This is a genomic window from Vibrio paucivorans (assembly GCF_054053395.1).
In genome coordinates this window covers 1,237,500-1,263,465 of sequence record NZ_CM133231.1, presented here as the reverse complement: position 1 = coordinate 1,263,465, position 25,966 = coordinate 1,237,500, and the positions used below count along the sequence as shown (strand labels likewise).

22 protein-coding genes and 1 pseudogene are annotated in these 25,966 nt (G+C 45.9%); 17 read left to right on the top strand and 6 right to left on the bottom strand.

Annotated elements, in window-relative coordinates:
• The first annotated feature begins 1 nt into the window (after nucleotide 1).
• The 3 genes from ACXABW_RS21100 to ACXABW_RS21090 all read left to right on the top strand — a co-directional run bounded on the left by ACXABW_RS21100 (nucleotide 2) and on the right by ACXABW_RS21090 (nucleotide 2,443).
• Entirely contained in the window at nucleotides 2-703 is a 702-nt protein-coding gene (locus ACXABW_RS21100; protein ID WP_457525424.1) for a DUF1028 domain-containing protein, read from the top strand.
• 101 nt (nucleotides 704-804) lie between these two features.
• On the top strand, nucleotides 805-1,716 hold the full coding sequence (locus tag ACXABW_RS21095; protein ID WP_457525423.1) for a LysR family transcriptional regulator: 912 nt from the start codon (nucleotides 805-807) through the stop codon (nucleotides 1,714-1,716).
• Between the two features lie 112 nt (nucleotides 1,717-1,828).
• Nucleotides 1,829-2,443 (top strand): LysE family translocator, encoded by a 615-nt coding sequence (locus tag ACXABW_RS21090; protein WP_252032630.1) that lies wholly within the window; start codon nucleotides 1,829-1,831, stop codon nucleotides 2,441-2,443.
• 64 nt (nucleotides 2,444-2,507) lie between these two features.
• Here the strand turns inward: ACXABW_RS21090 and ACXABW_RS21085 are convergent, their stop codons facing one another.
• Both ACXABW_RS21085 and ACXABW_RS21080 read right to left on the bottom strand, forming a co-directional pair.
• On the bottom strand, nucleotides 2,508-3,878 hold the full coding sequence (locus ACXABW_RS21085; protein ID WP_457525422.1) for an L-serine ammonia-lyase: 1,371 nt from the start codon (nucleotides 3,876-3,878) through the stop codon (nucleotides 2,508-2,510).
• A 12-nt stretch (nucleotides 3,879-3,890) separates the two neighbouring features.
• Nucleotides 3,891-5,432: a sodium:solute symporter family transporter gene (locus ACXABW_RS21080; RefSeq protein ID WP_457525421.1), complete on the bottom strand. Its 1,542-nt coding sequence runs from the start codon at nucleotides 5,430-5,432 to the stop codon at nucleotides 3,891-3,893.
• Between the two features lie 338 nt (nucleotides 5,433-5,770).
• On the opposite strand from ACXABW_RS21080, the gene ACXABW_RS21075 reads away from it, so the two are divergent.
• From ACXABW_RS21075 to ACXABW_RS21050, 6 genes and pseudogenes are all read left to right on the top strand, one after another.
• A complete protein-coding gene (locus ACXABW_RS21075; RefSeq protein ID WP_457525420.1) occupies nucleotides 5,771-7,066 on the top strand; it encodes an MFS transporter in 1,296 nt (431 codons plus the stop codon).
• A gap of 103 nt (nucleotides 7,067-7,169) precedes the next feature.
• Nucleotides 7,170-8,186 (top strand): nuclear transport factor 2 family protein, encoded by a 1,017-nt coding sequence (locus ACXABW_RS21070; RefSeq protein WP_457525419.1) that lies wholly within the window; start codon nucleotides 7,170-7,172, stop codon nucleotides 8,184-8,186.
• Nucleotides 8,187-8,363: 177 nt separating this feature from the next.
• Nucleotides 8,364-9,440, top strand: a complete 1,077-nt coding sequence (locus tag ACXABW_RS21065; protein WP_457525418.1) for a porin — start codon at nucleotides 8,364-8,366, stop codon at nucleotides 9,438-9,440.
• Between the two features lie 225 nt (nucleotides 9,441-9,665).
• Complete coding sequence (locus tag ACXABW_RS21060) at nucleotides 9,666-10,676, top strand: LacI family DNA-binding transcriptional regulator (RefSeq protein WP_252032616.1); 1,011 nt, start codon at nucleotides 9,666-9,668, stop codon at nucleotides 10,674-10,676.
• A gap of 105 nt (nucleotides 10,677-10,781) precedes the next feature.
• Nucleotides 10,782-11,027 (top strand): YdcH family protein, encoded by a 246-nt coding sequence (locus tag ACXABW_RS21055; protein ID WP_252032613.1) that lies wholly within the window; start codon nucleotides 10,782-10,784, stop codon nucleotides 11,025-11,027.
• A 154-nt stretch (nucleotides 11,028-11,181) separates the two neighbouring features.
• Nucleotides 11,182-11,585, top strand: a pseudogene (locus tag ACXABW_RS21050) (GNAT family N-acetyltransferase).
• Nucleotides 11,586-11,634: 49 nt separating this feature from the next.
• Here ACXABW_RS21050 and ACXABW_RS21045 read toward each other — a convergent pair.
• The gene (locus ACXABW_RS21045) at nucleotides 11,635-12,438 is read right to left on the bottom strand and encodes an SDR family NAD(P)-dependent oxidoreductase (RefSeq protein WP_457525417.1); all 804 of its coding nucleotides are present in this window, start codon (nucleotides 12,436-12,438) and stop codon (nucleotides 11,635-11,637) included.
• A 276-nt stretch (nucleotides 12,439-12,714) separates the two neighbouring features.
• Here ACXABW_RS21045 and ACXABW_RS21040 point away from each other — a divergent pair, with 276 nt between their 5' ends.
• Nucleotides 12,715-13,431: a GntR family transcriptional regulator gene (locus ACXABW_RS21040; protein ID WP_252032605.1), complete on the top strand. Its 717-nt coding sequence runs from the start codon at nucleotides 12,715-12,717 to the stop codon at nucleotides 13,429-13,431.
• A 52-nt stretch (nucleotides 13,432-13,483) separates the two neighbouring features.
• Here ACXABW_RS21040 and ACXABW_RS21035 read toward each other — a convergent pair whose 3' ends face one another.
• The gene (locus ACXABW_RS21035) at nucleotides 13,484-14,683 is read right to left on the bottom strand and encodes an enolase C-terminal domain-like protein (protein ID WP_457525416.1); all 1,200 of its coding nucleotides are present in this window, start codon (nucleotides 14,681-14,683) and stop codon (nucleotides 13,484-13,486) included.
• Between the two features lie 287 nt (nucleotides 14,684-14,970).
• Here ACXABW_RS21035 and ACXABW_RS21030 point away from each other — a divergent pair, with 287 nt between their 5' ends.
• The 7 genes from ACXABW_RS21030 to ACXABW_RS21000 all read left to right on the top strand — a co-directional run bounded on the left by ACXABW_RS21030 (nucleotide 14,971) and on the right by ACXABW_RS21000 (nucleotide 22,631).
• Complete coding sequence (locus ACXABW_RS21030; RefSeq protein WP_457527162.1) at nucleotides 14,971-16,377, top strand: PTS transporter subunit EIIC; 1,407 nt, start codon at nucleotides 14,971-14,973, stop codon at nucleotides 16,375-16,377.
• A 75-nt stretch (nucleotides 16,378-16,452) separates the two neighbouring features.
• A complete protein-coding gene (locus tag ACXABW_RS21025; RefSeq protein WP_457525415.1) occupies nucleotides 16,453-17,418 on the top strand; it encodes a sugar kinase in 966 nt (321 codons plus the stop codon).
• 16 nt (nucleotides 17,419-17,434) lie between these two features.
• Entirely contained in the window at nucleotides 17,435-18,073 is a 639-nt protein-coding gene (locus ACXABW_RS21020) for a bifunctional 4-hydroxy-2-oxoglutarate aldolase/2-dehydro-3-deoxy-phosphogluconate aldolase (RefSeq protein ID WP_252032596.1), read from the top strand.
• 163 nt (nucleotides 18,074-18,236) lie between these two features.
• The gene (locus ACXABW_RS21015; protein ID WP_252032593.1) at nucleotides 18,237-19,361 is read left to right on the top strand and encodes a carbohydrate porin; all 1,125 of its coding nucleotides are present in this window, start codon (nucleotides 18,237-18,239) and stop codon (nucleotides 19,359-19,361) included.
• Nucleotides 19,362-19,599: 238 nt separating this feature from the next.
• Nucleotides 19,600-20,244, top strand: a complete 645-nt coding sequence (locus ACXABW_RS21010) for a recombinase family protein (RefSeq protein WP_457525414.1) — start codon at nucleotides 19,600-19,602, stop codon at nucleotides 20,242-20,244.
• Complete coding sequence (locus ACXABW_RS21005) at nucleotides 20,241-21,440, top strand: multidrug effflux MFS transporter (RefSeq protein ID WP_457525413.1); 1,200 nt, start codon at nucleotides 20,241-20,243, stop codon at nucleotides 21,438-21,440. The genes ACXABW_RS21010 and ACXABW_RS21005 overlap by 4 nt, the downstream gene beginning before the upstream one ends.
• A 33-nt stretch (nucleotides 21,441-21,473) precedes the next feature.
• Complete coding sequence (locus tag ACXABW_RS21000) at nucleotides 21,474-22,631, top strand: winged helix-turn-helix domain-containing protein (RefSeq protein WP_457525412.1); 1,158 nt, start codon at nucleotides 21,474-21,476, stop codon at nucleotides 22,629-22,631.
• A 55-nt stretch (nucleotides 22,632-22,686) separates the two neighbouring features.
• Here the strand turns inward: ACXABW_RS21000 and ACXABW_RS20995 are convergent, their stop codons facing one another.
• Together ACXABW_RS20995 and ACXABW_RS20990 are read right to left on the bottom strand one after the other, a co-directional pair.
• Nucleotides 22,687-24,723, bottom strand: coding sequence for a TonB-dependent receptor domain-containing protein (locus tag ACXABW_RS20995; RefSeq protein WP_457525411.1), 2,037 nt, complete (start codon nucleotides 24,721-24,723; stop codon nucleotides 22,687-22,689).
• Between the two features lie 130 nt (nucleotides 24,724-24,853).
• Entirely contained in the window at nucleotides 24,854-25,795 is a 942-nt protein-coding gene (locus ACXABW_RS20990) for a LysR family transcriptional regulator (RefSeq protein WP_457527160.1), read from the bottom strand.
• Nucleotides 25,796-25,966 lie beyond the last annotated feature (171 nt).

The window sequence follows — 25,966 nt, the reverse complement described above, 5'->3', positions numbered from 1 at the left end:
TATGACGATTTCACTTATTCATGTTAACCCTGAAACTGGGTTATCTGCTTCTATTACGGCAACCGGAGGGGTTGCCGTTGGTGGCTACGTTAATCACAGCTGGCGTGGTGTCGGCGCATGTGCCACTCAAGGGTTATTCACTAACCCTTGGTATGCCGATTACGCAAAAAAGGCACTGCAACAAGGCTTGAACTGCCAGCAAGTGATCGAGCAATTGAAGCGTAATGATGCTGAATTTGCCAAACGCCAATGTATGGTGATGGATAAAGAAGGCAACAGTGCGTTTATTAACGGCGAGGAGAATATTGCTTACGTGGGTTCGTTGTCGCTGCCTCACATCGCGGTTGCAGGCAATATGCTAGAGAGTGGTGCGGTCATCACTGCATTTGCTCAAGCCTTTATTGAAGCCGTAACCGTTAACTCTGAGCTAGTGCTACAGGGAGAGGTGCCGGCTTATAAGCCTGATTATGAGCAGCAGCTACCTGAGGCTTTAATTGCTGCGCTGGAAAGCGCTCTAGCGGCAGGGGGCGATAAGCGCGGTACCTACTCGGCTTCATTGCGCATTGAGAGCTTGACTCAAGCGCCGATTGATATTCGGGTCGATTGGTCCGACGATAACTTAATTGCTGACTTGCGTAAGGTGCTTAGCCGAGTGCAAGAAGCCGGCTTCCAAGACTTTCTTCGTCAGCTGCCAAACCAATAACTCTAGCCTAATACGAGAAGCTAGGTGGCGACGGCTAGTTTCTCTCCTTTCTGTTTTACGGTAACTTGAACACCGTGTGTTTCAATCATCTCAGGTTCATCGTGCTAAATAACATTAATCTGAACTTACTTCGTTCGCTGCATGTGCTGTTAGAAGAGTGCCATGTTAGCCGCGCTGCTCAGCGTTTGCATATTACTCAGTCGGCAGTGAGTAGGCAGTTGGCCCAATTGCGGGAGCTGTGCGGTGACCCACTTTTAGTGCGTGAAGGGAACAGCTTAATTCCGACTCCACGGGCTCTGGTACTGAAACAGAAATTGGAAGCATTGCTGGGCGAGTTTGATCACTTGTTGAGCGACAAACCCTTTGAACCTAAAGACTGGCAAGGTGAGTTAGTGCTCGCTTCCAGTGACTATGTTGCTCAGTACTTGCTGCCCAATATTACTCAATATCTTAACCAAGCGGCGCCGAAAATCGACGTTGCCTATCGTTTATGGCAACCCGATTTTTTAGAGAAAATGCACGATTTAGGCATTCACCTCGCGACCTCCATGTTTGCAGAGCAACCAAAAGGTGTGTCGAGTATTAAGATTGGTGAAGACAACTCGGTGTGTTTAATGAAAGACACCCATCCACTTGCAAGCAAAAATTCATTATCTGTTGAAGACCTGACGGCTTACTCACACATTAAAGTGACCGGTGGGGGCGATAAAGACTCCAGTACTGATGTGGTACTGAAACAGCAGGGCATTGAGCGTCGAATTGCGTTGAAAGTCCCATTTTTCTCAGCCGCGATTAACACATTAGTATCGAGTGAACACTTGATGGTGGTGCCTAGGCATATTGCGGTAAACCTTGCTCGTCATTGGCCCATCGCTCACAAAGAACTGCCATTTGCCACGCAAGCTCACCAGTACTGGCTGATGTGGCACCCGAAATATGACAGCGACCCCGCACATCGCTGGGCGAGAGAGCAAATCGCAGTGTTAATGCAGGACTCTGACTATTCAATCTAAGTAAATCGACTTACGTAATAGGGGATGATCTGAAATCATGACCTTTATGAGAATGTTTGATTTCAATTTATAGCTTGGCCTTTGTTACAGTGACCACAAAGAGGAGAGCATTATGACGTTCACAGTGTGGTTATCACTTTTCACCATTTGTATTCTTGGCGCAATGTCGCCAGGGCCGAGCTTAGCGGTTGTGGCTAAGCACTCACTTGCGGGCGGCAGGCTAAACGGACTGGCAACAGCATGGGCGCACGCGTTAGGTATTGGTATTTACGCCTTTATTACGCTGATTGGTTTGGCTGTGGTGCTTCAGCAAAGCCCGCTGCTGTTTAAAACCATTAGCGTTGCAGGTGCCGGATACTTGGCGTACTTAGGCTTTAATGCACTGCGTTCAAAAGGTGGTGTTGCTGCTAAATTGGAGTCGGGCGAGAAAGTCAGTGTGTGGCAATCGGCGCGAGAAGGGTTTTTCATTTCGATTCTTAGTCCCAAGATCGCATTGTTCTTCATCGCATTGTTTAGCCAGTTTGTCGCGCTGGGAAATGAACTGAGCAATCAAATGATCATTGTGGCAACGCCGCTGATTACTGATGGCTTGTGGTATACCTTCATCACGCTGATCTTATCCAACTCGAAAGTCATTGATAAAATCCGTTCTAAAGCGGTACTCATTGATAGGTTATCTGGCCTAGTACTTATTGGCCTTGCGGTTCGAGTGGTCGTGACGCTTTAACTTACCGCTTAACTTGAAAGAAAGAGCCCAGTCATCGACTGGGCTTTTTAACTTTCAATTGGTGCTATTCACAAGGATGTGCAAGATGAATAAGGGCTAAGCCACCTTGAGATGTTTCACGGTACTTCTTATTCATGTCCTTGCCCGTTTGGTACATGGTCTCAATCACTTTGTCGAGCGAGATTAAACACTTACTGGTACGTTTAAGTGCCATTCGTGATGCATTGATGGCTTTCATCGCTCCCATTGCATTGCGTTCGATACATGGCACTTGAACCAACCCGCCGATTGGGTCGCATGTCATACCTAACGAGTGCTCCATTGCTATTTCTGCGGCAATACAGATTTGCTCGTTACTGCCACCACGAAGGGCGGTAAGGCCTGCTGCAGCCATTGAAGACGATACGCCGACTTCGCCTTGGCAGCCAACCTCAGCACCGGATATGGAAGCGTTGGTTTTGTATAAGATGCCAATCGCGCCAGAGACGGCAAGGAAATCCTTTAACTGCTTGGTATCTAAAGGTTTGATAAAGCGATGGTAGTACATCAACACTGCAGGTATCACACCGGCTGCGCCATTGGTTGGCGAGGTAACCACTTGGCCGCCAGCGGCGTTTTCTTCGCTAACGGCAAAGGCAAACAAGTTAATCCAATCCATGATTTCCATTGGATCACTTTCTACCGCAGCATTGGCTTCCAGTTTCTTCAGTAGGTTTGGCGCGCGGCGAGTGACATTCAGGCCACCATCCAAAATACCTTCTGTCTCAAATCCTCGTTCCATACAGCGTGTCATGACCCGCCAGATTTGATCGGCTTTATTGTCGATGACTTCGCTATCTTGGAATGCGGTTTCGTTGGCTAGGATCATACCGCCAAGGCTAAGGCCATGTTTCTCTGCTTGGGCGAGCATCTCGTCTGCGCTGGTAAATGGGTAAGTCACGGACGTAGGCGCTGCAGTTGTTCCGTTTTCTAGCTCTTGCGCTGTGGCGATAAAACCGCCGCCAATGGAATAGTAGGTCTCAAAACCAATGATATTGCCCTGCGTATCAAAGGCCGTGATGGTCATTCCATTTTCGTGCAGTGGCAAGTTGTCTTGGTGGAACAGCATATCGGTTTGGTAGTTGAACGCGATGTTATGCTCGCCAGCAACGAGCAATTGGCCTTGATCTATGGCGTTACGCATTGCCTGATTTGCGCTGGTGATTTTGATGCTGTCGGGCGTATTACCCAGTAACCCAAGTAAGGTAGCGCGATCGGTATGGTGGCCAATTCCGGTAAGCGATAGGGAACCGTATAAATCGATTTGGATACGGGCGACTTGTTTTAAATGCGTTTTGATCGCCTGGGTAAACTGAAAACCCGCGATCATTGGACCATTGGTATGGGAGCTAGACGGTCCCACCCCAATTTTGTAGATATCGAAAATAGAAAGCATAGTGTTAACTCGTTAAGACAGGGCAGCGAACAACCAATCGGGTAACACGATACTTGCGACGATAGTCAGCACCGCAAATACCAGTAGCCCATAATGGCTGGTGGTTGGCTTAGAAAAAAGGTGTTTTTGGTTAGCAATAAAATCTTGCTGTTGTGGAGTTAGCGTGCCGGTGTGTCGACTCACGATGACACCGAACAGCAGAAAGACAAAGGTGCCAAGTGGGGCAAACCACGGCCAGGCAATGCCTGCCGACATAGCGCTAAATACCGCGATAATGCTGGTAATGCTGCCAGCGATGACACCACGTTCGTTAGACTTTGCCCACGCTAGGCCAAGTACAAACGAGCCCAAGCGGATACCCACAAAAATTGAGGTCAAACTGGCAATGGTTTTAAGCACAGATTCGTTCGAAACGGCGAATAGCGCAGGTACAACAACAAACCCCGCAGCCAATAAACTCAGCTTACGTGCGACCCTCTCATAATGTTTGTCTTTGGCGCCAGTGCGAATAAAGCGCTTATAGATATCGAACGTCGCCACCGTTGCCATTGAATTGTAGGTAGAGTCGAGCGTCGACATTGCGGCTGCAGCTAATGCTGAGATAATCAACCCCACCACAATTGGATTGGTATGGTTGAAGACGAAATCTAAAATCACTTCGTTGCTGTTTGCGAAATGTTGATCCTGATAAAAGATGCTAAGTAATACACCAATCAGCGCAAAGAATAGGTAGATGAAGAACGCTCCGTAGCCACAAAGCAGCATGGATTTTTGTGCTGTCTTCACGTCTTTGGTTGCAAGCGTTCTTTGAATGATCAGTTGGTTGGTGGCGTACACACTCAAGTGAAGAAAAGTCACCGCTACCACACCCGCCCATAGCGTGGTGTCCACGCCAAGATCGAAGTCGAAATTGACGATTTCGAGATGCTCGCGAGAGAGGTGCTCGCCGGTATTAATGTCGATAAGAAGAATGGCAAAGATAGCGATACTACCGATCACGAGCACAGCAGACTGCAGCATATCTGTCCAGATGACGGTCGAGATCCCACCCGCATAGGTGTAGCAGGCGGTGAATAGACTGATATAGATGATCGCTTCGGAAATACTAATGGGCAGAACTTGAACCAGTATTAGAGCCACAGCATAGAGAATTACCCCCGCCGATATGCACTGAACGATAATAAACAGCACTGAGTTGATGGTTCTTGCGACGACACCAAAGCGCAGCTCAAGGTATTCGTAAATCGAAGTGAGTCCCAGCTTATAGAAGACGGGAACAAAGAAGACCACTGCAAAAAAGATCACGATAGGATAGTTGAGGTGTACGCTCATCGCTTCCATACCTGAGCTGTAGACCCAACCAGGCATGCCAACAAAAGTCATGGCACTAATGTAGGTAGCTAAAATGGATATCCCAGCGGTAAACCAGCCAAACTGCTTTCCACCAGTGGAAAAGTCACCACCAGATTTATAGCGCTTATTTACTAAGTAGCTGATTAATATGGTTATAGACACGTAAAGTGCGATTACCATAAGGCTTGAGTACGTAACCATTTAGGCATTTCCCCTTGGTGCTTAGAAACTATTTTCCTTACGTATGAGTGCCAACGGTTGGCTATTCCTATCCAAAATCCACTCTAAATGCGAATTTTGTCACCAATATAGATGAATCCTTGCACAAAATATGCAAATCAGGCTCACAGCGAGACTTAGATCACCAAAAACGCCAAAATGGGTGCGTATTCATTTTAAAATTGACCTTGATCACGGAACAATAGGTAGAAAAAAAACTATGATCCTCCCCGACATCAACGCAGGAAAGATCTTAAAGTGATGCTTTCTTGTTTGAGAAAATACTAAAAAATCCTAAGTGAAATAGAGGTTTATCGGTCATGACCACCAAGAAACACATGAGCGAAGTTCCTATGATTCAAAGAGTAGCGGCCTATTTGGCAATTCTGGTTGGCTACTTTTTCTATTGTTACAACTTTGTAATTATTGATTACGTACGCCCTTATATTGTTGAAGCGTACGACGGGATCAGCCTATCGGATACGGCTCAGTTCTATACATGGCAGTCGGTTGGTGCACTTATTGGTGCCCTCAGCTGTGCATGGTTTGCAACAAAGTTTGGTAAAAAATCAACGCTAATTGCGATTACAGCCTTAAATGGCGGCGCCACTATCATCAATATGATGTTTACTGACTACGCGACTTGGGCCGCAATGCGTTTCATCATTGGTCTTTCGCTAGGCGGTTACTTCACCGTGGCAGTGAGCTTGATGATAGGCCTATTTACTCCAACGGTACGCGGCAAGCTGACCGCATTTGCTTCATCTATGTTCTCTGTAGCACTGATGGTAATGGGTGCGTATGCAGCATTCATCTCAAGCATTGATGCTCCATGGGAAAGCCTAATGTGGGTTGGTGGTGTGCCACCTCTAGCAGCGGCGGTTGTGATGCTATTTGTTCTACCGAGTGACAAGAAAGTCATCGCTTACGGTGAAGAAGAGCAAGCAGAAGCAGAGAAAACCGACGCGTCAGTGAAACAAGGTTCTTGGGGTGAAATGCTTAGCAAGCAACACCGTACCATTACCATCACGTGTCTATTGCTGGCTGGCCTGAACTTCTATGGTTTCCAATTCTTCGGTGGCTTTGTAACGACTTACTTACGTGAAGTGCGTATGTTTGATGGTGCCACTATTGGTCTTATCTTCTCAATTTCAGCCTTTGGCTCACTATTTGGTGCATGGTTCTGGGGTTGGGCGGCAGATAAATTCGGCCGTAAATTCAATGCACTAGGCTTTATTCTAGCGGGCATCATGGTATCGGTATTCTTTGTTGCTCCTGGTGACGTGATGATCGGTAGCCTAAACATGCTGGCTATTTTAGGTCTTATCTACAACTTCGGTTTGTCTTCTTCAGCTGTGTGGGGTGGGTATTTCTCAGAACTGTTCCCAGCGCATCTTCGCAGCTACGGCGCGGCACTGTTCCACGGTGGTCGTATCTTGGGTATGTGGGCACCAATGGTTCTTATCTTCATTCAAGAGCGTACCGATCTTCAAACTGCGATGTGGGGTTCACCAATCGTATGGATCGTTGCTGGTCTACTATGGTTCACGCTACCTGAAACACTCAAAGGCGGCTTGTTCGACAAGAACAAAGACAAGCAAACCGCTAACGCTTAATCAATACGAATTTCCCAGCTGAACCATATGGGCTCAGCTGGCAACTAAACACTTTATCGAGTCCTGTTCCAATGCTGGCTCGGCAGCAAAAAGAGAGATGATTATGTCTAAATATCAAGAAGCAAAACGTGTAGTACGTGATTACTTCGATGCGATGGAAAATGCCACTCACGAGAACGTGGCTGAAGTACTAAAAGCACACACTTCAGAAGACTACCTATGGCGTGGTGTTTACCCATTCCGTGAGCAAGAAGGTGCGCAAGCCGCAGCAGACGTTTTCTGGTCTCCACTAATGAAGTCAATGACTCGCATGCAGCGTCGTCAAGACATCTTCATCGGTGGTGAGAATGAAGTCACTGAAGGTGAAATTTGGGTAATGAGCATGGGCCATTTCATGGGCCTGTTCGATGCTGAGTATCTAGGCATGCGCCCTACTGGCAAAATCATGAACATCCGTTACGCAGAATTTAACTGTGTTGAAAACGGCAAGATCACTAAGACTGGACTATTCCTAGACCTTCTTGGCGCGATGGATCAAGCGGGTTGTTACCCACTGCCACCATCAACAGGTAAGCATTTCGTTTACCCTGGCCCACGTAACCACGACGGCCTATTGTTCGAAGATGCAGCTCCAGAAGAAGGTGTGGCAACACTAGCACTTGTGAACAAGATGGTTGATGACCTTTCTGCACTTAACGACAGTGGCGCGATGGGTTGCCCACCAGAAGTGCTAGAGAAGAGCTGGTCTAAAGACATGATCTGGTACGGTCCATGTGGTATCGGTGCGTCTTACACAATTCCTCGTTACCAACAGCAGCACCAATTGCCGTTCCGTAACAACCTGAAAGACAAGAATTTTAACGGCCACGTATGTCGCTTCGCAGAAGGTAACTTCTCTTGTTTCTTCGGCTGGCCAAACCTATCAAACACGCCAATTGGTGGTTTCCTAGGTATGACTGGTGGTGAAATCCGCGCAGACATGCAAGTGGTTGACGTGTACTACCGTGACGGCGACAAGCTATCTGAAAACTGGGTATTGATCGACCTACCTTACTGGCTAAAACAGCAAGGCCTAGACGTATTCGAGCGTACTCAGCAGATCCTAAATCCATCTCTATAAAGAGATTGTAGAGGCGGTTCGTTCATCCGCCTCGGTGTTGCCTAAGCATTCCTTCTCGGCTTAGGCACATGCTCCCAACTAGTGCCTCAAGGATGGGGCACGCTCTTTCCTAATTATTATTCATAACGGGCCTAAAAAGCACGGTGGCTTTTCTCGGCCTGAATAACGAGAGACAAAATGAAAAAGTCGATAGTTTCAGCAGTGGTTTTGGCTGCACTGACAACCAGCTCTGCTTTTGCCGCACATACTTTTGTAAACGATGCGGGCGATAGCCTGACCTTAGATGGTCGTTTCGATGTTCGTTACCACGATAAAGGCGGCGACCATCAAGGTGAGTGGAATAGCGGCAGTTCGCGTTTTGGCCTAAAAGGTCAAATGGGCCTAGACGATGGCTGGACCGGTTTTGGCCATGCAGAGTGGGGTTATAACTCGGGTGCCAATGGCGATAACATCTACGACCGCCTACTTTACGCGGGTGTTGAGCACGAGAAATACGGCAAGATTGCAGCTGGTACTAAGCAATGGTCTACCTTCTACGATGTCGCTTGGTTTACTGATATGGGCCGACTGTTCGGTTCACGTGGCTCGGGTTACTACAATCTATCTGACTGGGGTATTGCATCGGGTACGGGCCGTGCAGAAAACTCAATCACCTACCGCAACAGCATCAATGAAAAGTGGAAATACGGTTTCACTTACCAAACGACGCGTGAAGACGTGGGTTTGGCTGATGGCAAAACAGCCACACTTAAGAATGGTATGGGTGTTTCAACTCTGTACACGGTTGCTGATGGCCTGACGGTAGGTCTGGCGTACCACCAGAATGAATTTGACGACATTGATGCTGGCGTTAAAAACATCCAAGATGGCGATACTCAACGCATCGGATTACTAGGTGTTAACTACGTCAATAATGGCCTATTTGTCGGCTTAACCTACAGCCAAGGTTCGAACTGGGAAACAAACACACTTGCGGAATTCTATGATCACCGCGGTGTTGAGTTCTTCACTCATTACCACTTTGACAACGGCTTCCGTCCGACCTTTAACTACAACTACTTAACGGACACAGACGGCAACGCAAATGGCTACGAGCGTCAGTACGTTGTACCTGGTTTAGAGTACCACTTCCAAACCAACAAGTTGTTAGTCTGGACAGAGTACCAGTTTGACTTAGGTAACGAGCAAGCAGTAGGGAACTCATTTGAAAATAATGATGACCAGTTTGCTGCGGGTATCCGTTACTACTTCTAGTCATCAAAAACGAGAGGCTGACTGGGTTACTTAGCCCCTCTAATTGTTTGGGAACCGAACCAAAGCCTTACTTGTGAGTAAGGCTTTTTTTGTGGGTACAACCCAAAACTTATGTAAAGATGCAATTTGACCTAATAATAACAAGGTTCGAAGATAATCTTCTTATGAATACGTACCTACATATGTTACTCTGTGCACAGTCAATCGGCTTAGACATTTATACTGATGAATATTGAAAAACAAACGGTTACTTCTAAAGATGTAGCAAAGCTTGCTGGGGTTTCTCAGTCGACCGTATCGCGCGTATTTGTGCCGGGTAGTTCAGTTGCAGAAAAGACCAAGCAAAAGGTTTTTGAAGCCGCGAAAGCATTAAATTACCGACCAAATGCCTTTGCTCGCAGTCTCACTACCAATGAATCTAAGTTGATTGGATTGGTCTTCCCAGATGCCGATTATCCTATTCACATGAAAACGCTACAACTCATCTCTAGTGAGTTGCAAAAGCAAGGTTACTCGGCTGTGCTTATCCCTTGGCAGTTTGATGGCCAAGATTCGCATTCGATCCCGAACATATTCCAGTATCGTGTCGATGGTGTGATTGCCGCGTCGGCGACGTTTAATAAATCGTTGTATGAAGAGTGTGCTGAGTTCAATATTCCTGTCGTGCAATATGCTCGTGTCGTGGAAGGGACCAAAAGTAGCTATGTGATCAGTGATAACTATGAAGCAGGCCAGCAGGCTGCGCAGCACTTGCATGAAAAAGGCGTCAAAAGCTCAGTGTACTTAACTGGTGAAGTACCCACCTTTACTAATGGCGAGCGTGAAAACGGTTTTTGTTCTGAATTTGAAGAGCTGACAGGCAACCTACCGCGAGTGATCGAGGCAAGCTATGACTACGATGGAGCGTTAGAGGAAATTCGCAAATTAATGGCCGATCCTTCGCGTCCTGAATCTGTTTTCTGTGCGACCGACAACCTTGCCATGGCGGTGATGGACGTGGCTCGATTAGAGTTTGGCCTACGAATCCCAGAAGATCTCAAAGTGCTCGGGTTTGATAATATTCCTCAGGCAGAATGGTTAAGTTATCAGTTAACGACCTTTAGGCAGGATTTCAAGCGCTTAGCGCGCGAGTCGGTCAAAGTAATCGTCGACCAAATCAACGATAAGAACAGCAGTGTGGTGAAAATGATGGTTCCCGCCAAAATTGTTGAGCGTAAAACCACGCAGTCTAATTAAGTGATGTTTTTGTTTAGTAGCTAAAAAACGTGAGTGGACTCCAAATACTCAGCGTCGAATTGCGCTAGGTTGTAGTGGTTAGTAACGGATAACCAAGGAGCAGCTATGTTGGGTGAGAACCACTCTCTACTGAACGAATTTTCGGACTACACAGACACGATTAAAGCGTTGGCAAAAGCCGATGAAGTGTTTCTAAAAGACATGAAAGCTTACGACGCATTAGATAAAGACATTCGCACTTTAGAATTGCGAGACTCTCCAATCAGTGATGAGGAGATGCATCGGATGAAGCATGACCGAGCGATGCAGAAAGACGACTTGTATCAACGGATTTTACAAGCGCACCAGTAGCGCAAAGCATATTAAAAAGGCGGGTTTCCCGCCTTTTTTCGTTTAATGCAGAATGATACCCTGAACCTCTTTGAGGTAAACGGATAAGTGGAGGTACCCGTTGGATATACATTTTCGCACTGCAACCAGTGACGACTTAGCAAGTTTAGTGAACATGCTCGCCAGTGACCCGCTTGGTGCGCAGCGAGAAGACACCACCACTCCCCTGAATACAAGTTACTTATCTGCGTTTCAAGCCATCGATTCTGATCCCAATAATCAACTGATTGTGGCTGAACATGAGCATAAAGTAATTGGAATGCTGCAGCTCACCTATATATTCCCTATTTGACGCATATTGGCAGCTGGAGAGCTCTGATAGAGGGTGTCCGAATTCATCAGGATGTTCGCGGGTTAGGGATTGGGGAGCAGATGTTTGAATACGCGATTCAGCAGGCTAAGCAGAAAGGCTGCAGCATGGTGCAGTTAACAAGCGACAAACTACGCCCTGATGCCATTCGCTTCTATCAAAAGCTGGGTTTTGTGGCGAGCCACGAAGGGTTTAAGCTAGCGTTATAAGCAGAACCTAAGGTTCTGCTTACTCGCTGCGAATGGATGATTTACAGCTCTAGCATTTCTTCATCTTGGTATTAAATGTTTCCAGCGCTTCAATGACGGCTTCCACTTTAGCATCGTCGAGGGCATCGGAGTGAGGCTGACTAAAACGCTCGATGTCGTTATCAAAATACAGCCCGTTCGCCTGACTAAACTCCTCGGATAGGGCTGCACGGATCAAAATATCTGCCCCAAGCTTTATGTCCCCTCCGGCAATGCCATACGCATCTTTAACCATTTTACTGCCAAGTAAAGATTTAGGGTTCACAGAGACAATCACCGGCCCCTGAGTTTTGTTCATTTCCCCTAACCAGCGCGACCACATCGTTAGAGCCAGCTTACTCTGAGCGTAAGCTTCACCATCGCCAAGTTGTTTTTCCCCCATTAGGGCTGGGATGTTCACTGGCGCTTGCGCAGCGGAAGATAGGTTAACGACTCGGCCGTCTTTCTCTATCAAAGGCAGCAGGGCTTTGGTTAGCTGATAAGGTGCAATGGTGTTGACCACAAAGCGAACATCTAGCCCTTCAGGTGTCACTGGTGAAGGCGTACTAAACACACCAGCGTTATTGATAAGCACATCCAAAGTACCAAAACGCTGTTGAACCTCATAAGCCATATTAGCGACTGCGTCTAAGTTGGAAAGATCGGCCAATACAGATTCCACTTTCCCAAACACAGAGAGTTGATTGGTTACCGTATCTAGCTTGGATTGGCTGCGACCATGAACAATGACATGGTGACCTAATTCGACCAGTGCTTTAGCGGTTTCGTAGCCGATACCATCGGTAGCACCTGTAATAAGAATTCGCTTTTGCATGAGAATACCTCTGAAATTCAACGTGTTTAAAGTTTACTTATGAGTAGAGGCTAGACCAAGTAGTGCCTACTTGAAGGAATTTCAAAAAATCTTTGAAAGTGCAGTCTAATTGACGGTATAGAAAATTTAGCGATAAGGACTAAAAGCTCTTGGATTGACGCGAGCTTAAAAGAGTTGAATGCAATGCATGAATTTCAGCGATAGGCACTGAGTTGGATTATATTTAACGGTGAAAAATGGTATAAGTTACTTATGGTCGAAAATAGCTGAGTGCTTATGAAGAAATACGAAGAATTAGTCCAAGATATCATCAGCAAAATCTGTCAAAACATGATTGATGTGAAACTACCATCAGAGCGAGAACTGGCTGAAAAGTATGATCTTTCTCGTTTTTCTGTACGTAAAGCACTGTCTAAACTAGAAGCAATTGGTATTGTAAAATCAAAAGTTGGGTCTGGGTATTTTGTTAATACATCTATTATTGGGTCACCACTTATATATAACTCTGTCACTGAAAATAAATTCGGTGAGATTTCTTACAAGAAAATAAAACTCAATAAACGTTTGCCAACTACGCATGAAATGCAAGTTTTTTCTATCGAAGAAGATGAATACCTTTGGAATATTAAGCGACTAAGACTAATTCAGGGTAAGGTGACTCAAATTGAGGAAACTAAATTACCTGTAAGTATGTTTCCAAAAATAACAGAAGAGATTATTGAAAGCTCTCTACAGAAGCACGTATTATCTTTAGGGCTAGAAATAGATAGTTATTTAACCAGTTATCAAGCCATCAATGTTTCAAAAGAAGATTCAGAATTATTAGATTGTAAACGTAATAGTTCTGCAATGAATATCACGAACCGTGGTTTCTTAAAAACGGGAGAGGTATTTGTGGTGAGCGATATTATTGATATTAATTACCAATGTACCTATCACACCAAATTTAACCCCGAAAGCCTCAATTATCGAGACCAAAACGACCGCGATTAGCGGTCGTTTTTTTAGGTTTGCATATAAAACCGTCGCTAGGACAAACGAGGCTTTAAGGCGTGTGAATACTGCCGTCTGGCAAACGGCTCTGTGTCCATTCGTGTGGGCGATATTCAACAGGGAAGTCTTGCGCTGCTTCGCGATCCATCTCCACACCGATACCCGCAATTTCAGATGCGTATAGGTAACCGTTGACTGGCTCTGCTGCGTTCGGGAAGACGCGCTGTGTATTGGCTTTGTATTCTACATGCTCTTGAATCGCAGCATTGTGTAAGTGCACATTTAAGTGAGTGTTCACCGCGGCGCCAATCGGCGTCATATCTGGTGGGCAGTGCCAAGCAATACGAACGCCAAAGCTCTCACAGAAGTGACCGAGTTTCAGTGCTGGCGTGATGCCACCGATTTGCGAGACGTGGCAACGAATGAAGTCGACACGACGATTGATGATCAGTGCTTTCCACTCTTCTGGGTTGTTGAATAGCTCACCCAGCGCTAGAGAAACACTCGATTGGTTACGAATGTTGTCTAGCCATTCTGTTTGGCTTGGTGGCAAAATATCTTCGATAAAGAATGGGTTGTACTTCTCAACTTCTTTCGCAAATTGAATTGCTTGATTTGGGAACAAACGCTCGTGTACATCGTGAAGAATATGGAACTTCTTGCCGTATTTCTCACGTAAGTTTTTGAACATTTCCACAGTGTTTTCAATATACTGGTCTTGATCGTAGTACGAGCCTTGCGTTGGATTTTTTGCTGTTTGAATATTTTCAGGCACGCCTCCATAGAAGCCTAGTTGACAACGAATATGTTGATAGCCCTGCTCTAAATATTTATCGACTTGCTCATAGAGGCCTTCCATCGTATCGCTAGTGGCATGTGTATATACTTGAATAGCATCACGAGACTTACCACCAAATAATTGATGAAGCGGCATGTTAGCCAGTTTTGCCTTTATATCCCAAAGTGCCATGTCTACACCGGAAATAGCATTGTTGATCACTGGGCCATTTCGCCAATATGCATTGACCATCATCATTTGCCACAGATCTTCAATATTATTGGCGTCTTTACCAATTAATAATGGCTTAAGGTATTCATCAACCATGGTTTTTACTGCCAATGGTCGTTGTTGAAAAGTTGCACAACCGTAACCCGTGATGCCTGATTCTGTTTCTACAATTACAGTGATCAGATTGTGCCGATCCGGTTTACTAATGATGCACTCAATGCTGGATATGGTGTTTTTATTCACTTCAAACTATCTCTAATCTAATAGGATTTATTTTATATAAGCGTGAAAAAATACAAATTACAAGCGGTAAATTGTGCTTAAATTTAACTGGTTCGCTCTTGTTTAGAATTTGGAAAGAAAAACGAACCAATTGGCAAAAAAAGCTCAAAAATTAATTTTTAGCCGTCTTATTGTGAGTTTAATCACTAATTTGTCGATTGGATAAATACTGCCAGTAGCTAAGATGAGCGCAGTAAATGAGCAGACTAAGCACATAGGAAAGTATGATGCAATTGACACAAACAAACATGGCAGCTGGCGATACACCGTCAGGTAAGGCAGGCAGCTTTAGCATGAAACTACAAGAATTGGTCGCGGCACTTGGCGGCAACGAAAACATTGCAAACATCACCCACTGCATGACTCGCTTGCGTTTTAAATTGGTGGATGAGTCAAAAGCCGACAAAGAAAAGCTAGAAGCGATTCAAGGCGTAAAAGGTGTGGTTCTTGGGCAAGGTCAGACCCAGGTGATTATTGGTGTCGACGTAGAAAAGTGGTACCTAGCGCTGTCTGGAGCAAGCGCCGCGCCAGAAGATGTAGAAACCGAGCAAGAGAAAGGTAAGCTATTTCAAAACGCGATGCGCATCGTGGCAGGAATCTTTGGTCCTGTTGTTCCTGCTATTGCGGGAGCAGGTATGTTAATGGGGCTGCTATCTGGCCTGATTGCGACTAACGTTATCTCTGAGTCTTCCGACACTGTTTTCTTCTTCCGCTCTATTTCTGTTGCAGTGTTCTTCTTTCTACCAATGCTAGTGTCTTTCTCTGCTGCAAAGGTGTTTAAAGTCAATGAATACATTGCGTTAGCGGTTGCTGCGGCGATGATGTCGCCAAAGTTGTTGGAAAAAGCCACACTGTTGAGCCAAGCTGGAAATGCTCCAGAACTTAGCGTATTCGGTGTGATTCCAATCGAGCTGCTGAACTATGGTGGCGCAATTGTCCCTGCAATTTTAGCGGTTTGGGTGCTATCTAAAATCACCCCTATGGTAGACAAGTTAGTTCCTGCTTCTGCCAAACCAGTATTCACTCCGCTACTTGCTTTCACTGTGACTTCAACGGTCGTACTTTCTGTCGTTGCGCCTGCTGGGATGTGGGTAAGTAACGGTGCTGGCTGGGTTGTAAGCTCGCTACTGGAGGTTTCACCAACACTGACTGGTTTTGTGTTCGGTTTGACCCGTCCAATCACCATTGTATTTGGTATTCACCACAGCATGACACCAATCAGTTTGAACAATTTTGCTCTTTACGGAAAAGATCTACTGATGCCAATTATGTGTCTAGGAAACTTGGCTATTGCAGGCGCAACCATGGCGATTTGGTACAAGCAACGTAAACACGCCAGCAAAGAGCAATCGTCTATCACAGTCGGTTCGGGTATTACCGCTATCCTTGGTATCACTGAGCCTGCTCTGTTTGGTGTGTTGACTAAGTACACCAAAGCACTGTTTATGGCGAGCTTGGCGACAGGTATTGTTGGTGCAATTTCGGTCACAATCGATACCCACTTAACCAGCTACATTCTTTCTTCTGTGTTCAGTCTGCCAGCTTACTTGGCAAGTGGTACACAAAACTTTGTTCAAGCCGTACTGGGCGTGATTGGTGTGTTTGCGTTGTCATTCGCAATGACCATGATGTTCGTACGTATCGATAACAAATAATTCTCTCCTCTCTCTATGTAGACCTGTTGTATCTAATGTCGACAGGTCTATTCAGCATGCTTAAAAAGAACTGACATGAAGACAATCGCAATACTTGGGGAATGCATGATCGAGTTGAACGGCAAGCCGTTTGGCAGCATGCAGCAGACGTTTGGTGGCGACACATTGAATGCTGCGGTTTACCTTAGCCGTTGTAGCCAAGCTCTAAGAGCATCAACGCCGGCGCAAGTGCAATATGTCACTGCAATGGGCACCGACCCTCTGAGCAATGGCATGGTGGAGCGTTGGCAGCAAGAAGGTGTCGGCACGGATTTCGTTTTGCGAGATGAAACACGCACGCCGGGTTTGTACCTGATCCAACTGGATGACCAAGGTGAACGCACCTTCCTTTATTGGCGTAATCAATCAGCCGCGCGCTACTTACTGCAACATACTGACTTTGCTCGCGTAGCGGAGTCTCTGACTCAGGCTGATATGGTGTTTATCAGCGGTATTAGCTTAGCCATTTTGCCTGAACAAGATCGTATCCAACTGCTTGAGCTTTTGAGCCGCTTGCGAGCTACGGGTGTTGAGATCGCTTTTGATAGCAACTTTCGCCCAGCACTTTGGCCGCAAGATCTGATGAAGACTGTTCGAGCATGTTATCAAGCCATGTATCAAACCACAGATTTGGCTTTGGTTACTTTCGATGATGAGCAGCTGATTTGGGGGGATACAACGGCATACGACACAATCACACGCTTGCAAGAACAAGGGGTGAAAAATGTGGTGGTTAAGCTCGGTGCTGAAGGTTGTTTAGTCGCTGATTCAAATGCATCTGAACCTTACTCTGTGGCGACGACACCGGTAGACAATGTCATTGATACCACGTCGGCAGGTGATTCATTTAATGGCGGCTTTCTCGCGACTTACTTATCGGGTGGCAACATCAAACAAGCGTGTATGAATGGTAATACCCTCGCTGGCACCGTTATTCAGCACAAAGGCGCAATTATCCCAAAACTGGCAACTGATGCGGTTACCGCACAGTTCAAAAAATAGATTCATAGGAAACAACATGTCGAATTTAAAAGCTCAACTCAAAGCGCTCAGAGTTATCCCAGTGATTGCGATTGATCGCGCAGAAGACATCATCCCATTGGGTAAAGTGCTGGTGGAAAATGGATTACCAGCGGCGGAAATTACTTTTCGTTCCGATGCTGCAGCTGAAGCCATCCGTCTATTGCGTGAAGCACAGCCAGGTATGCTGATTGGTGCTGGCACCGTGCTTAATCGCGAGCAGGCTATCGCAGCGAAAGAAGCGGGGGCAACCTTTGTGGTTTCTCCGGGATTTAACCCTAACACCGTTAAAGCTTGCCAAGAGATTGGCATTGATATCGTGCCTGGTGTTAACAACCCAAGTGCGGTCGAAGCGGCGTTAGAAATGGGGCTCACGACACTCAAGTTCTTCCCGGCAGAAGCATCGGGGGGCGTCAATATGGTGAAAGCGCTGTTGGCACCTTATGGTGACGTTGAAATCATGCCAACAGGCGGTATCAATCCTACCAATATCAGAGACTACCTAGCCGTACCGCGAGTGTTGGCATGCGGTGGTACGTGGATGGTCGACAAAAAGCTCATCGAAGCGGGTGATTGGGAAGAACTGGCAAAGCAGACCCGTGAAGCGGTCGAGCTTGTCGCTGAGTCTTCTTCATAACTCTTGAAATCCACTCTTAATCGCGACTTTTTCTGCGGTTAGGGGCTAACCAAATAACAACAATAAATTCTAGTAAGTCTTTCTTTTTATAAGAAGGGACGGGGCTTGCTGTTTCTAAAATCAGAACTTTTAAAACCATAAATCTAAAATATATAGGGTAATTATGAACAAAGCACTGACACTATCTCTGGGCGCAATCGGCGTGTTTTCGGCCTTATCTGCCAATGCTGGTATTAGTATTGTCGATAATGATGAGGGTAACTTTTCCATCGGCGGTGATGTCGAATTGAACTTCAACTACCAAGATCGTGAGTCGAATGATTCTGGCGAACAAGAGTTTAACCAAGATGGCCGTGTACTGATCGAATTCGCGGGTGAAAAATTCACTAGCAACGGTCACTACGTTGGCGTCAAAGCGCAGCCACTGTTTGAAAGCACTGGTGACGTTAACCTTGATGATGCTTACTTCGAATTTGGTAAAAAAGACAGCTGGGCAATCAAAGCTGGCCGTTTTGAAGCGTATGATATGTTCCCTGTTGGTTTGGATGTGTTCCTAGAGTACTCCGGTGATACCTCTAACGAACTTTACACCGACGGTTCGGCATACACCTATCAGATGAAAGAAGCACGTGGTCGCGGCTCAGATGGTCAACTGATGTATAGTCAAACGTTCGGCAACCTGTACGTTGAACTCAGCTCAATGATTGGCGATCGTTCTGACTTATTCCACAACGGCACTGATGGTGGTTCTTATCATGGTCAAACCATTGCAAGCAGCAAGGACTCGTTTTTAATTCGCCCTGTTGTTGCTTATCAAATGGGTGATTTTAGTGTGGCAGCATCGATGGAAACTAACTTGATTTCTGATGCTGTAGTTACTGATCAAGGTGTCGACATTTCAGATCGCACAGGCTATGGTCTAACGGGTAACTGGACCAGTGGTGATTGGTCGGTGAACGCAAATGTGGCTTACCTTGATGCTGTCGACGAGAACAACTTCTCTGCTGGGGCTAACGCTCTTTGGAAAGGATTTGGCGTTGGTTATGTATACGCTAATAACGAATACGAAAACAAAGAAATAGCGGGTTGGGCTGAGGGAGAGGTGTCATCGTCTACGCTATATGCTTCTTACGAATTCACTGATGTGCTTGAAGTGGAGAACTTTTCCGTACTATTGGGCTCTTACTACACCACAATTGCAAATGACTTGAGCCAAACTGTTTCTTCCGATCACTTTGCTGAAGAAGATGACTTCGGTGCACGTGTTCGATTGTTCTATGAGTTCTAATCGTTAAAAGAAAAATCTGTCCATCAAAGGGTGCTTGTTCAGCACCCTTTTTTTCGTTAGGGCGCCTGTGTTTATTGACGCGGAAGTGGTGAGCAAAGTAAAGAGTGGTTCATTTGGTGTTGACCCAAATAATGAACCAAAATATATTGTGGTCCAATACACCAAATGAGCTAGTGCGCCAAATAAACCAAGGAGCTATTAATGCCATTTGGTTCTCCATCTAAGCTAAGGTGATGCGATGACTTCATACATCTATACCCGATTTTCTCCGAAGAATAGAGCCCATCCAGAACAACTTTCAGCACTCAAGCAACTGTCACCAGGCAGTGAAGTGATTGAGGACCAAGTGCGAGGTAACATCCCTCCATTTGAGAGGCCGGCGTTTAAACAGTTATTTGATAATTTGAGTAGCGGTGATTGTCTATTTGTTTGGTGGTTGACGGCATTTGGGCGCGATTTTTCTCAGGCCAAACAGACATTAGAATCCTTATTAGAGCGCGGTGTGATGATTGTTACAGCCTGTGAAGCGATGACGCTCAAACCCGATTGCCCACAGACCAAAGTTATCATGACGCTGCTATCTGGTTACGCCAAAGTGCAAATTCAGCATCGGTTGTTTGCCGCCGAGTTAGGCCGAGAAGAACTGAAAGGTGATCCTGAGCTATGGAAATCCAAGTTTCGCGGTCGCCCCGCCGATAAGCAGAAGCATCAACAAGTAAAAGCGATGCTGCTGGAAGGAAATACAATTCAAAGTGTCGCAGACCAATGTGGGGTCAGCGTATCGACCGTGAAACGAGTAAAAGCTAAGCTAAATCAGATGGATGATGAAGGCTGCCTAAGACGCAGGGGGCGTGCAACCGAATCCTCTGGTGATCCTGAATGAGTAAACCGATTCAATTTCGTACCATATTATTGGCCTGCTTAATTATCAGCGTTGGTCAACTAAGCATGGGGCTGGTGTTCCCATCCTTACCTTGGATAGCGAAAGACTTTGCCATTTCTCTCGACCAAGCTCAACTGCTGGTCAGTGTCTACCTGCTTGGTTTTGGCCCATCTCAATTTATTTATGGCCCAATATCCGATGCTTTGGGGCGCAAGAAGGTATTGCTTAGCGGCTTACTATTGGCGTTAGCCGGATTGGTCACCATCATTGTGTTTAGCGATTCTTTCTCGGGTATGGTCATTGGACGATTTTTGCAAGGGTTAGGGACGGGCTGCTGTGCGGTGTTGGCTCGAGCGTCGACTCGAGACAGATACAGCGGTGCTCAGTTGCCAGTTGCCTTATCTTATATTGCGATGGCGGCTTCGATTACGCCGTTAGTTGCTCCGGTGATTGGTGGATTCATTAACTTCCATTTTGGCTGGACCATGGTGTTTGTGTCTTTGCTGGGTTACGTTGCGCTGGCATGGGTAATGATAGCGTTGAAATTTGATGAAACACTTAGCCAAACCAGTGCGATACCATCGGCGAAAAACATGCTGAAGCAGTATAAATCATTGCTGAATTCGCGTTATTTCATGAGCTTTGCCAGCATCGGTTGGCTGAATTTTAGTTTGATGATCACAACGGTATCGGTGATGCCGTTTATCATGCAAAACCAAATCGGCATGACATCCGATGAATACGCGATGTGGGCTATCATTCCTGCATTGGGCATGATCATGGGGACCAGCCTTTGTAATCGTGTTCGGCCGATGATTGGCAGTCGAAATATGCTGCTGTTCACGCCAGTGCTTCATGTGGCTTCTGCGTTGTGGTTTTTCTTTTGCCCGCTAGAGCCGCTGTACTTGATGATTGGTCAATTGCTGATGATTCTCGGAAACGGGATCGCACTTCCTTGTGCTCAAGCTTTGGTGATGCAACCATACAAAAAACAGGCAGGCGCAGCTGCGGCGATGTCGGGTGGCGGCCAAATGGTGGTGTCGTCCATTGTGAGTATGGGGCTAGTTCAATTGGGTCTCAGCCAAGCGTGGCACTTATCATTGGTCATTGTTGTGTTTACCGCAATTACACTGGCGAATATTGTTCGTGGCTTTAACACCGAGCAGGCAATGACGTTGCAAGGAAGCAATCAATAACCGATAACCAATAACAAGGGATATTCTGTTCGAATGGAATCATTATCTTTGGCTCAAGCGCAGAAACTTGCGCTTTTGTCACAAGGGCTGCCCACTGGCAGTGTGAAAGGGACAAGTTACGCTAAGACTCAATCTGCGATTGAGCAACTGGGCTACATCCAGATCGATACTATTTCGGTGGTGCAGCGGGCTCATCACCACACATTGTGGAGCCGTAACCCAAGCTACCAACCAGAGCTTCTCGACCAGTTGGTCGCAGACGGTAAAGTGTTTGAATACTGGTCGCATGCAGCGGCCTACTTACCGATGGAAAACTACCGCTTTTCATTGCCTCGTAAAGCCGCCATTAAATCTGGCGCACAGACTCATTGGTATCGCAAAGATCATCAACTGATGGAAAGTGTGCTTAAGCGAATCGAAGCAGAAGGGCCACTGATGGCCAAAGATTTTGAATCTGCCGAGCATAAAACCGACGGCTGGCACACCAAACCGACCAAGCGCGCATTAGAAAACTTGTTTATGCAGGGGGATCTGATGATCTCTGAACGGCGCGGGTTTCATAAGGTGTATGACCTCACTGAACGAGTATTGCCGCAAAGTGTGGACACTCGAATGCCAACTCAGCAAGAGCAGGGGCATTTTCTGGTACTCAGTTACCTGCAAGCTCACGGCTTAGGTACTCTGCCTGAGATGGTGTATCAGTTGAAAAGCGTTAAAGGGTTAGTACAACAATCCATTTCTGAATTGCTCGAATCAGGCCGAATCCAGAGTGTTGAAGTGAATAAACAGCCGTTTTATGTTTGCCCGAATGCATTGGCTTTACTTGATAAACGAGTGAATCGTAAACGCGCAAAAATCCTCTCACCTTTTGATAACTTAATCATTCAGCGTAAGCGCGCAAAAGCCTTGTTTAATTTTGAGTATCTACTGGAATGTTACGTGCCACAAGCAAAACGCCAATTTGGGTACTTCTGCTTGCCGATAGTGTGGGACGGGAAATTAGTCGCTAGAGCAGACTGTAAAGTAGATAAGAAGAGCGCTACCTTGAATGTGCTGCACTTAGTTGTCGAACCAAGCGTACATAACCATTATGAGTTTATGACCGCATTGGAGCCTGAACTGCAGTTGTTTGCGCAGTTCAATCAATGTCAGGAGGTTTATATTCAAAAAGTCTCTAGGTCGAACCAGTAAAAAGGCGCTCCCTGACAAGAGCGCCTTTGATCGTTATAAGGACTTTATGGAAAGCTTAGAAATCGGCAGTCATGCCTACATAGTAAGTGCGAGGTGCTTCTACGTAGCCTAGGTTTTCGAGCTCTTGAGATACTCGTTCATCTGTGATGTTGGTGATGCCTGCACGTAAGCGAAGTGAGTCGTTTACATTGTAAACTGTGCCGAAATCAAATGTGGTGTACGCATCTTGTTCCAGTTGGGAGTCAATTCGACGGTCACCTCGGTAACGCGTGCTCACAAACGTATTTAGGCTGCTAGTTGGGTACCAGTTCAAGCGCATGAATGCCGAGTGCTTGTATCGGCCATCTAACTCTTCACCGGTACTTTTGTCTTCGGTATCGAGGTAGGTGTAGTTGCCTGATAGGCCCCAGTTGTCTGACAGCTGGACATTACCTGACATCTCAAGGCCTTGAATCACCGCTTTTGAAACATTTTGGTAAGACTTATAAGGGTCGGAAATGTCGCGGTCAATGAGATTGCCATCTTCGTCGATACAGCTCATGACACCGCTAGACCAAGAGCCTTCCTCACAGTAAATATCGGTTTGCTCGATAAGGTTCTCAATTTCATTTCTAAATAGCGCGCCCTCGAGACTCCAATTGCGAGCACTGTATAATGCGGATAACTCGTAGTTAATGTTGGTTTCCGCTTCTAAATCTTCATTGCCCACAATGTAACAGTTGCCTTTACAGCTGTTCATTGAAAAGTCAGGGTGGTTTTGCGTCATGGTTGGCGCTTTGAACGCTTTACCAACACCGCCTTTCAGCACTAATTGTTCCGTGGTTTGGTGGACCAAATAAACACGAGGGCTGAACTCTTCCCCGTAGTGTTCATGCTTATCAAGACGACCACCAATGGTTGCGGTGAGAGTGTCGGTCATTTCCCATTGGTCTTGAACGAATACTGCGCCTTGATAGGCTTCTGCTTTGTTACCAACAATATGCTCTGGGTTGGTTAACTGACTCGTTTGGTAGTCTAAGCCGAACGTGACGGTATGGCTGTTACCTAAGTACGTTGTTGCGGAAGCTTCAATGATTTGTGTGAGCTCTTCTATTGAATCAGATCCATCATTTGCGGCTTCGATATTCTCGACATTTTCACGTGAGTATCGTACTTGAGTATCACCCCAACCCCAGAACCCAGAGTGAGTGAGTGCTTGGCTGTTGCGTTTTACACGTGCATCGGAATATAAAACAGTGGTGCCACTTTCTGCGGCTGTATCACGTTGATCGTCGCTGTAACCTAAATCCAGATCTAAGGTTTGGTCGCTGGTCATATGCCATGAAAGAGTACCGAACATCGCAATGCTGTCTCTCTCTTCGAGAGCCGTGATGTCGGAACGATCAAACTCGTTGCTACCAGAAACTTTTGTCCCAGTATAAGGCTGCCAAGCATTGCGACTGGTTTGAGACAAAGAGAAACGGGCAAATAAAGTGTCATCAATAAGTGCACCAGATGTGGTTAATCCAATGTTGTACTCTTGACCACCATTTCCATCATTTGGTGTCGAGTTATCGAGGCTAAGCTGAGAGTTCCAGTCGTTTTCTGGTGCTTTAGTAATGATGTTGATGGTACCGCCCATACCGTCTGAGCCGTACAGAGCAGACATAGGGCCGCGAATGATTTCTACACGTTCAATGGAGTTCATTGGGATAGCTGAAAGGTCAAAATCATTGCCGCGTACTATTGCGCTGGCAGAGCTCATACGACGCCCATTCACCATGATTAGAGTGTATTTCGAGTCCATACCACGTATCGATATCATCTGGCGACCAGCTCGAGTCGCATCGTAGTCTGATTCCACGCTGGTGGCATTAGCGACTATGTCAGCAAGGGTGATACCTGGGTTGTTTTCGATTTCCTCTGCGCTGATCACCGACATAGAAGCTGGAGCGTTTTTTAGCTCCATTTCTGTACGTGTAGCGGTGACAACCATTTGTTCGTCAGTTGTCATGCTTGAATCTGTTGTGTCTGCGAAAACAGACAAAGAAGCACAAAGTGCACTGGTTGCCACTGCTAAGGGCTTTAATGCAAAAGGTGTCGTTTTTGACATGGTTACAGCCTATTTAATACGATTTATAATGATAATGGTTCGCATTAAATAGCTAAAAATAAGTCAACTCAAGTAATCCTACATTTGTGGATTAGATTATCACTATTCAAAATGTGAATAATTTAATTTTCTATAATTCAGTCTCTATTGAGCCATAAATTTCTTTGAATAGAGATTTAACCCATTGGCACATTGGGTCGTTGTTGTAACGTTTATGCCAATACAAATAGACGTTTTGTGCATCAATCCGAACGGCTTTAGGCATCTCTTTCATTACCAGTTTTCTTCCTTGGCAAGCGGCTTCTGCAAAAGGTGTTGGTAAGTGAAAAATCACATCTGTTTCTTCCGCAATAGCAGGGGCTGCATTGAAGTTTGAAAGTTGCACTGGAATAGAGAGTCGACGGTGTTTATCAACGACTCCTAGCTCAACGAAGCGGTGCTCAATCGATAGGCGTTTATCACCCTGAAGTGAAATCTGACCAAACTGGCAGTCGAGTAACATTTCGACGGTTAGCTCATCTAAATGCGCTAGCGGATGATTTTCACTCATCAGCAATCTATAGTCTCGATTGGCGACAATCATGCGATACAGGTTTTGCTCTGAGCTCGGTGGCTCCTTGGTTGAGAGCACAAAGTGAACATCACCAGCGATTAACGCATCAAAGTGACGTTTAGGCACAGAGTCGATGTCGACCACCATGTTTGGAGTTTCCTGACGAATCCTAGAGATGACAGATGGAAGTAGCATGACAACCTGGGGAACTAAACCAAAAAAACGAATCGTACCGGTACTATTTTCTGGCTGGAAGGATTGGTCGTACATTAACCTCTCCAGCCCCCCAAGAACGGCATTTAAGTCTTGTTTAATGATTTCTGCTTTAGGGGTTAGCTCGTACCCATGTCCTGCTCGAACAAGTAGATCATCTTTAAATAATTTACGCACTTTTTGTAGGCTACGGCTGACCGATGGCTGGCTCATGTTGAGAGCTAATGCTGTATTCGAAACATGCTTCTCTTCCAGCAGGTGTTTGAGCACCATTAACAAATTGAGGTCGAACTGAGCTAAATTCATTTTTTGAATACTCACTATTCAGTTAATTCTTTTGACGTATAGTGCCTGTCTGATAATGTGCATGCAATCAAGAATGATTCGTATTTGATTTAGATCAAATGCGCGTGTTCACGTTTAACCTATGTATTTAGCTTGTATATCAGCAATACGGTTTAGATACGCACCTTTGGA